This is a genomic window from Nocardia sp. NPDC059154, from assembly GCF_042755705.1.
Taxonomy (GTDB): domain Bacteria; phylum Actinomycetota; class Actinomycetes; order Mycobacteriales; family Mycobacteriaceae; genus Nocardia.
This window is the reverse complement of record NZ_JBHZCS010000002.1, coordinates 21,551-29,332: the sequence shown is the minus strand read 5'-3', so window position 1 is coordinate 29,332 and position 7,782 is coordinate 21,551. Positions and strand designations below refer to the sequence as shown.

General features: G+C 69.6%; 6 protein-coding genes and 1 pseudogene. 3 read left to right on the top strand and 4 right to left on the bottom strand.

Going from position 1 to position 7,782, the window contains the following annotated elements; genetic code table 11:
- The 4 genes and pseudogenes from ACFXN1_RS01825 to ACFXN1_RS01810 form a co-directional block, all read right to left on the bottom strand.
- Window positions 1–1,170, bottom strand: a pseudogene (locus ACFXN1_RS01825) (dihydroorotase); the annotation flags it as partial.
- A gap of 88 nt (window positions 1,171–1,258) precedes the next feature.
- The gene (locus ACFXN1_RS01820; protein ID WP_379400468.1) at window positions 1,259–2,224 is read right to left on the bottom strand and encodes an aspartate carbamoyltransferase catalytic subunit; all 966 of its coding nucleotides are present in this window, start codon (window positions 2,222–2,224) and stop codon (window positions 1,259–1,261) included.
- Window positions 2,221–2,859, bottom strand: coding sequence for a bifunctional pyr operon transcriptional regulator/uracil phosphoribosyltransferase PyrR (pyrR, locus tag ACFXN1_RS01815; protein ID WP_379400469.1), 639 nt, complete (start codon window positions 2,857–2,859; stop codon window positions 2,221–2,223). Before pyrR ends, ACFXN1_RS01820 begins: the two co-directional genes overlap by 4 nt.
- 247 nt (window positions 2,860–3,106) lie before the next feature.
- Complete coding sequence (locus ACFXN1_RS01810; RefSeq protein WP_379440061.1) at window positions 3,107–4,315, bottom strand: ROK family protein; 1,209 nt, start codon at window positions 4,313–4,315, stop codon at window positions 3,107–3,109.
- 103 nt (window positions 4,316–4,418) lie between these two features.
- Here ACFXN1_RS01810 and ACFXN1_RS01805 point away from each other — a divergent pair, with 103 nt between their 5' ends.
- The 3 genes from ACFXN1_RS01805 to ACFXN1_RS01795 all read left to right on the top strand — a co-directional run bounded on the left by ACFXN1_RS01805 (window position 4,419) and on the right by ACFXN1_RS01795 (window position 7,759).
- Window positions 4,419–5,867, top strand: a complete 1,449-nt coding sequence (locus ACFXN1_RS01805) for an APC family permease (protein ID WP_379440059.1) — start codon at window positions 4,419–4,421, stop codon at window positions 5,865–5,867.
- An 81-nt stretch (window positions 5,868–5,948) separates the two neighbouring features.
- A complete protein-coding gene (locus ACFXN1_RS01800) occupies window positions 5,949–6,395 on the top strand; it encodes a MarR family winged helix-turn-helix transcriptional regulator (protein ID WP_379440058.1) in 447 nt (148 codons plus the stop codon).
- A complete protein-coding gene (locus ACFXN1_RS01795; protein ID WP_379463470.1) occupies window positions 6,392–7,759 on the top strand; it encodes an MFS transporter in 1,368 nt (455 codons plus the stop codon). The genes ACFXN1_RS01800 and ACFXN1_RS01795 overlap by 4 nt, the downstream gene beginning before the upstream one ends.
- Window positions 7,760–7,782: the final 23 nt, after the last annotated feature.

Genomic DNA, 7,782 nt, shown 5'->3' with positions numbered 1-7,782 from the left:
CGCCTCCACCGTCCATTCGGCGGCCGGGTCGATCAGCACCAGGTTGGCGGGTTCGCCGACCGCGAGCGGCCGGCCCTGATCGTCCAGGCCCACGATCCGCGCCGGGTTCTCGCTCATCACCTGCGCGATACCGCGCCAGTCGAGCAGTCCGGGCTTCACCATGGTCTCCACGATGATCGACAGCGCCGTCTCCAGACCCAGCATGCCGGGACGGGCGGCCGCGAACTCGCAGCACTTGTCCTGGTCGGCATGCGGGGCATGGTCGGTGGCGACGCAGTCGATGACGCCCTCGGCGAGGGCCTGCCGCAGCGCGGCCACATCGGAGGCCTCGCGCAGCGGCGGGTTCACCCGGTTCACCGCGTCGTAGGTCTCCAGGCGCGAGTCGTCGAGCAGCAGGTGGTGCGGGGTCACCTCGGCGGTGATCGAAATGCCCTGGGCCTTGGCCCATTTCAGCAGTTCGACGGTGCCGGCGGTGGAGGCGTGGCAGATGTGCACGCGGGCGTCGGCATCGCGGGCCAGCAGCGCGTCGCGGGCCACGATGGACTCCTCGGCGGCGCGCGGCCAGCCGGCCAGGCCCAGGCGGGAGGCGGTCGGGCCCTCGTGCGCGACCGCACCCTTGGTCAGACGCGGCTCCTCGGCGTGCTGGGCGATGAGCACGCCCAGCGAGTTCGCGTATTCGAGGGCGCGGCGCATGATCAGCGGGTCGTAGACGCAGTGGCCGTCGTCGGAGAACATGCGCACCCCACCGACTCCGGCGGCCATGGTGCCCATTTCGGCGAGCTGCTTGCCCTCGAGCCCGACGGTGACCGCGCCCACCGGGTGCACGTCGACCAGGCCGACCTCCTGGCCGCGCTTCCACACGTGGTCGGTGATGACCGCGGTGTCGGCGACCGGGCTGGTGTTGGCCATGGCGAACACCGCGGTGTAGCCGCCCAGAGCCGCTGCGGCGGAACCGGATTCGATGGTCTCGGTGTCCTCGCGGCCCGGCTCGCGCAGGTGGGTGTGCAGGTCGATGAAGCCGGGCAGCAGGAACTGCCCCTTGCCGTCGACGATCTCGGCGTCCGGGGCGGTCAGGCCGGCACCGATCTCGCGGATCTCACCGTCGGCCAGCAACACGTCGACCGCATCGCCTTCGCCGTAGAGAAGGACATTCTTGATCAGGACGCTCATGCTGTCTCCTTTCCGCGCGATCGGGGGCCCTCCGTGGTTACGCAGGCAAGCACGGGGAGGAGGAGCGACGCCTCCGGGCCTGACCCGATCACGCGACCACCTCGTCGGTTCCGACCAGCAGGCGGAACAGCACCGCCATGCGCATATGGACTCCGTTGTTGACCTGTTGCAGCACAGCCGCTTTCGGGGAATCGGCCACGGAGAAGCCGATCTCCATGCCGCGCAGCATGGGTCCGGGATGCAGCACCACCGCGTGCTCGTCGAGCATCTTCATCCGGCGCTCGTTGAGGCCGTACCGGATCGAGTACTCGCGCGCCGACGGGAAGAAGCCGCCGTTCATGCGCTCGGCCTGCACGCGCAGCATCATGACCGCGTCCGCGCCCGGCAGCTCGGCGTCGAGGGAATCCGAGACCCGCACCGGCCAGGCTTCCACGCCCACCGGCAGCAGCGTGCGCGGCGCGACCAGCACGACCTCCGCACCGAGCGTGCTGAGCAGGAACGCATTCGAGCGCGCGACCCGGCTGTGCAGGATGTCGCCGACCAGCACGACCCGCTTGCCCTCCAGGTCGCCGAGCCGCTGACGCAGGGTCAGCGCGTCCAGCAGCGCCTGGGTCGGGTGCTCGTGCGTGCCGTCGCCGGCATTGATGATCGCGGGGCCGGGACCGGCGTAACCGCTTGCGGCCTCGTTCATCTCGGCGAACCAGCGCGCGATCTGATGGGCCGCGCCCGATGCCGGGTGCCGCACGATGAGCGCGTCCGCGCCCGCCGCGTGCAGGGTCAGCGCGGTATCGCGCAGCGACTCGCCCTTGGAGACCGAGGAACTCGACGCGCTGACATTGATGACGTCGGCACTCATCCACTTGCCCGCGACCTCGAAGGACACGCGGGTGCGGGTGGAGTTCTCGAAGAACACGGTCATGACCGTGCGCCCGCGCAGCGTCGGCAGCTTCTTGACCTCCCGGCCCAGCAGCGCCTGCTCGAACCGCTCGGCCTCGTCGAGCAGGCCGGTGGCGGCGTCCCGGTCCAGGTCGGTGACCGACAGCAGGTGCTTCACTGGTTGTCACCTTCCTGACGCAGGTAGACACCGTCGCGTCCGTCGTGCTCGCGCAGCAGCACCGAGATGTCCTCGGTGCGGGCGGTGGGAACGTTCTTGCCGACATAGTCGGCGCGGATGGGGAGTTCGCGATGGCCACGATCGATGAGCACCGCCAGCTGCACCGCGCGGGGGCGGCCCAGATCGCGCAGGCCGTCCAGCGCGGAGCGCACGGTGCGACCGGAGAACAGCACATCGTCGACCAGCACCACCAGCGCGTCCTCGATCCCGCCCTCGGGCACCGAGGTGCGCTCGAGCGGACGGTGCGGCTTGGAGCGCAGATCGTCGCGGTACAGGGTGATGTCCAGGGAGCCGATCGCGGGGCGGACACCGGAGAATTCCTCGATCCGGCCGGCCAGGCGATGGGCGAGAGTGGTTCCGCGGGTGGGGATTCCGATCAGCACCACACGAGCAACCTGGGGGTCGCCGGAGTCCAGAGCCGTCTTCTCGATGATCTGGTGCGCCATGCGCGCGATGGTCCGGCCCACATCCGAATCCGAGAGCAGCTCGCGTCCGGTCTGGACCCGGTCCGGGTCGTGCCGCTGCGAGACCTCGGCAGCGCTCGACTTGGCCGCCCGGTCTTCGGGCACAGCCATGCCGACCTCCTTCCCCGCCTCACGGGACGGTCCGTTAAAGGATGTCTTTCGAGCGGTCACCCTACCAGCGCGCTTACCCGCCGTTGACCGCACACCCCCCTCCGCAACCGGCGTCAGCGTGCCCTTCGCGACACGCCGCGACCAGCCCGAACCCGAAACGTCCAGACCAACCGGCAAGCCCGCAGCTATGCGAGCCCGGTCGCCTTGTGGCCAGGTTCACGATCCAGCCCGCCGGAGCAGTCCGGCGTCAGTGGCTGCCCGGGGTTCTGCGGTCGAAGACCAAGGGGCGGGCGGTGCGCAGGGCGGTGGCGATGGCGCCGAGCAGCACGGCGTCGTCGCCCAGTTCACTCGGACGGACGGTGGGGCGCAGCGGGGTCGTCCGTTGCAGCGCCGCGCGGACCTGGTCGAGCAGTAGGTCGGCGCTGCGGCCGAGGCCGCCGCCGACCACGATGACATCGGGGTCGAGGACCGCGGTGACGGCGGCCACCACCAGGGCGATGCGTTCGCCTTCCTGGCGGACCACCTCGGTGGCGATGGCGTCGCCGGCGCGGGCGGCATCGAAGACGCGTTTGGCGGTGAGGCGGCCGGTCATGCCGCGGGCGCGGGCGGCGCGGACCACGGCGTCGGCGGTGACGGCCTCCTCGAGGGCGCCACGCCGGGAGACGCCGGCGGCGGTATCGCCGAAAGCGGCGGGAAGGAAGCCTACTTCGCCGGCCGCGCCATGGGCGCCGGTGAAAAGCTCGCCCTGGGAGACGATTCCGACGCCGAGGCCGGTGCCGATGAGGACGTAGACGAACAGGCGGCTGCCGCGGCCGCCGCCGAGGGCGTACTCGCCGAGAGCGGCGAGGTTGGCGTCATTGTGGACGGACAGCTCGGAAACGCCGAAAGCGTCGCGTAATTCGTCGAGCAGGCCCACACGGCCCCACCCGGGCAGGTTGACGGCGTAGTGCATCCGGCCGTCCTGGGGATCGAAGACGCCGGGGCTGCCGAGGACGGTGCGGACGATACGGTCCACGGGAATCGCGGCGTCGCTCAGGGTTTCGCGCACGGCCCCGGCCGTCGTCCGGGCGAGGGCGGTGGCGGTGCGCGCACGGTTCGGAATGTCGGTGCGGGACAGTACTCTTCCCGACAGATCGGCCACGGCGGTCCGCAGGAACGCGCGGCCGACATCGATGCCGAGCACATAGCCCGCGGTCGGATCCGGTTCGTACAGCACCGCCGTCCGCCCGCGCTCGGGGACGACCGTCCCGACCTCCCGCACCAGCCCGTGCTCCTGCAGCGCGGCAAGGGCGCTGGACACGGTGGGCTTGGACAGGCCGGTGTCACGGGCGAGCTGGGCGCGCGAGCTGGGTCCGGCGGTGCGCAGCTGCTCGAGCAGCAACCACTCGTTGTTGCTGCGCAAACGCTGCCTGTTCCAAGGGAGTTCGTCCATGACCGTCCGATCCTGATGCGTCACCGAGCCGACTGTAAACAATCGGCCGCAGCCCTTGACTCCGATAGTAAAGGAATTTAACTTTACAAAACCCATACGCCCTCCCCTGCGCGACCCGGAGGCAGCCATGACCGGCCCCCGCACCCTCCCCCGAAGAATCGGCCTGTTCCAGGCCACGACCATCAATATGAGCCAGATGGTCGGCATCGGACCCTTCGTCACCATCCCCCTCATGGTCGCGGCCTTCGGCGGGCCGCACGCTGTCATCGGATTCGTCGCCGGCGCGGTGCTGGCGCTGGCCGACGGCCTGATCTGGGCCGAACTCGGCGCGGCCATGCCGGGCGCGGGCGGCACCTATGTGTATCTGCGCGAGGCGTTCCAGTACCGCACGGGACGGCTCATGCCGTTCCTGTTCGTCTGGACCGCGATCCTTTTCATTCCGCTGATCATGTCGACCGGGGTGCAGGGACTCGTGCAGTACCTGACCTATCTGTGGCCGTCCATGACCACCGGGCAGGGTGACATCGTCGGGCTCGCGGCGGTGGCGCTGGTCGTGGTGCTGCTGTGGCGGCGGGTGGATTCCATCGGCCGCATCACCGTGGTGATGTGGGCGGTCATGATCGTGTCGGTGGCCGCGGTGATCCTGGCCGCGTTCACCCACTTTCATCCGAGCATGGCATTCACCTGGCCCGACCATGCCATCGATTTCGGTCGGGGCGGCTTCTGGCTGGGCTTCGCCTCCGGGCTCACCATCGGCATCTACGACTACCTGGGCTACAACACCAGCGCATACATCGGTGCGGAGCTGAAGAGTCCGGGGCGGGTCCTTCCCCGCTCGATCATCTACGCGGTGCTCGCGGTCATGGTCATCTATCTCGCCATGCAGATCGGTGTGCTCGGTGTCATCGACTGGCACGACATGCTCGACCCGAACAACGTTGCCTCACAATCGGTTGCGTCGGCGGTGCTGGAGAAGACCTTCGGAAAGGGTGCCGCCGATGTGGTGACCGTGCTGATTCTCGTCACCGCCTTCGCCTCGGTCTTCGCCGGACTGCTCGGCGGCTCGCGCGTACCGTTCGACGCCGCTCGCGACGGGGTGTTCTTCCGATCCTTCGGACGGCTGCACCCCGAACACGAGTTCCCGATGCCCGGGCTGATCGTGATGGGTGCGATCACCGCGGCCGGGTTCGTCTTCGCCCGGCATGTCGGCGCCTCGGCCACCCATCCCCCACTGGCGGTGCTGATCTCACTGCTGACCACGGTCATGGTGATCGTGCAGGCCTTCGCGCAGATCGCGGCCGTAGCCGTCCTACGGCGACGGCAGCCCGGGCTCGCGAGGCCCTACCGGATGCTGCTGTATCCGCTGCCGGCGGTCGTGGCGGCCATCGGCTGGGCGGTCATCTACGGGTACGCCGACAAGGCGAATCCGGGCGTGCACCCGATCGAGTGGTCAATGGCCTGGACCGCCCTGGGTATCGCGGCCTTCCTGCTCTGGTCGCGGGTGGAGAAGACCTGGCCGTTCGGGCCGAAGCAGATCCGTGAGGAGTACCTCGACGCCGAGCCCGCCGCCGCCTGACCGGCCGACCGTGGCGAGATAGACAATTCAGGTTGTTCAATTTCAATTGCGCAATCTGGATTGTCTATCTAGGGTCGAGGCATGACCGATGCCCCCGCGATCCTGTCCGCGTCCTCGGCCCGGGCGGCCCGGGAACTGCGCGTGCTGGTGAGCCGCCTGCGGCGGCGGTTCCTCGAGGCGTCGGACAATGTGGAGCTGACGCCCTCGCAGCTGTCGGTGCTGAGCCGGTTGAAGAACGGTGATGCCACCGCCAGCGAGATCGCCGCCGCGGAGCGGGTGCGGCCGCAGGCCATCGCCACCCACCTGGCCATTCTCAGTGACCGCGGCTTCGTGCTGCGGCGGCCCGATCCCAAAGACGGCCGGCGGCAACTGGTTTCGCTGAGCCCGGCCGGGCGGGAGCTGATGGCGGGTCGCAGCCGGGCGGGGCAGGAATGGCTCACCACCGCGCTCGAGGAGAAGTACACCGAGGCCGAGCGGCAGACGCTGCTGGCGGCGCTGGAGCTGCTGGAGAGACTCGGGCCGCAATGATCTCCACGCTGCACCGGCGGACCCGGGAGCGACCGCCCGACGGGTTCGACCGGCGGCTGCTGGTGCCCATGATCACCAGCTCGATCCTGAACCCGATCAATTCGTCCATCATCGCGGTCTCGCTGGTGCCGATCGGTGTGGCGTTCGGCGCGCCGGCGTCGGAGACCGCGTGGCTGGTGTCGGCGCTGTACCTGGCCACCGCCATCGGGCAGCCGGTGGTGGGGCGGCTCATCGATCTCCACGGGCCGCGGCGGCTGTATCTCGGCGGCGCCGCGCTCACCGGATTCGCCGGCCTGCTGGGCATGGTCGCACCGAGTCTCTGGGTGCTGGTGCTGGCGCGGGTGATTCTCGGATTCGGCACGTGCGCGGGCTATCCCGCATCCATGTACCTGATCCGCAGCGAGTCCGAACGCACCGGGAAGAACGGTCCCCAGGGGGTGCTGACCGCCCTGGCCGTGGCCACTCAGACCATTGCCGTCATCGGCCCGACACTGGGCGGTCTCCTGATCCATCTCGGCGGGTGGCGGGCGACGTTCGCGGTCAATCTGCCACTGGCACTGGTCTGCCTGGTGATCGGATGGCGGCGGATAGCGAGAACCGATGCGCCGCACGGCGGCCGGTGGTCGGATCTCGACCTGCCCGGAATCGGGCTGTTCGCGACGATGTTGATCAGCTTCCTGTTCTTCCTGATGAAACCGCAAGCGGCGCACTGGTATCTGCCGGTGCCGGCGATCGCCGCCGGGGCCGGGCTGGTGTGGCGGGAGCGGCGGGCCGAGCGGCCCTTCCTCGATGTGCGGCTGCTCGCGGGCAATGTCCCGCTGCTGGCCACCTACACCCGCACCCTGCTGACCGCCCTGGTCGGCTACTGCTTCCTGTACGGCTTCACCCAGTGGCTGGAGGAGGGGCGCGGCCTCTCCGCCGCCGGGGCGGGCCTGATCCTGCTGCCCATGTCGGCCACCGCGATCGGCGTCTCCGCGTTCACCGGACGGCGTCCCGAGATTCGCGGCAAGCTGCTGGTCGGCTGCACCTGCCAGGTGGTCATGACGGTGCTGCTGCTGACCCTGCACTCCGGCACCGCCCTGTGGTTGCTGGTCGGCGCGGCCGTCATCAACGGCATCCCGCAGGGGCTCAACAATCTGGCCAACCAGAACGCCCTCTACCACCAGGCCGAGCCGGAGCGCATCGGTTCCTCGGCGGGCCTGATGCGGACCTTCTCCTATTTCGGCGCGATCGGGTCGGCGGCGGTGAGTGGCGCGTTCCTCACCCCGGGTTCCGGCATCGCGGGACTGCACAATCTGGCCGCGTTCATGCTGGCGGCGGCGGCATTGTGCCTGGTCCTCGCGGTGATCGACCGCTCGCTGTGACCAGCGGCGACCAGCGCGACGGC

What these genes read in the sequence shown, in the direction of transcription:
- ACFXN1_RS01795 (WP_379463470.1), top strand. Translation starts at nt 6,392, where the DNA reads ATGATCTCCACGCTGCACCGGCGGACCCGGGAGCGACCGCCCGACGGG.
- pyrR (WP_379400469.1), bottom strand. Translation starts at nt 2,859, where the DNA reads ATGGCTGTGCCCGAAGACCGGGCGGCCAAGTCGAGCGCTGCCGAGGTC.
- ACFXN1_RS01800 (WP_379440058.1), top strand. Translation starts at nt 5,949, where the DNA reads ATGACCGATGCCCCCGCGATCCTGTCCGCGTCCTCGGCCCGGGCGGCC.
- ACFXN1_RS01805 (WP_379440059.1), top strand. Translation starts at nt 4,419, where the DNA reads ATGACCGGCCCCCGCACCCTCCCCCGAAGAATCGGCCTGTTCCAGGCC.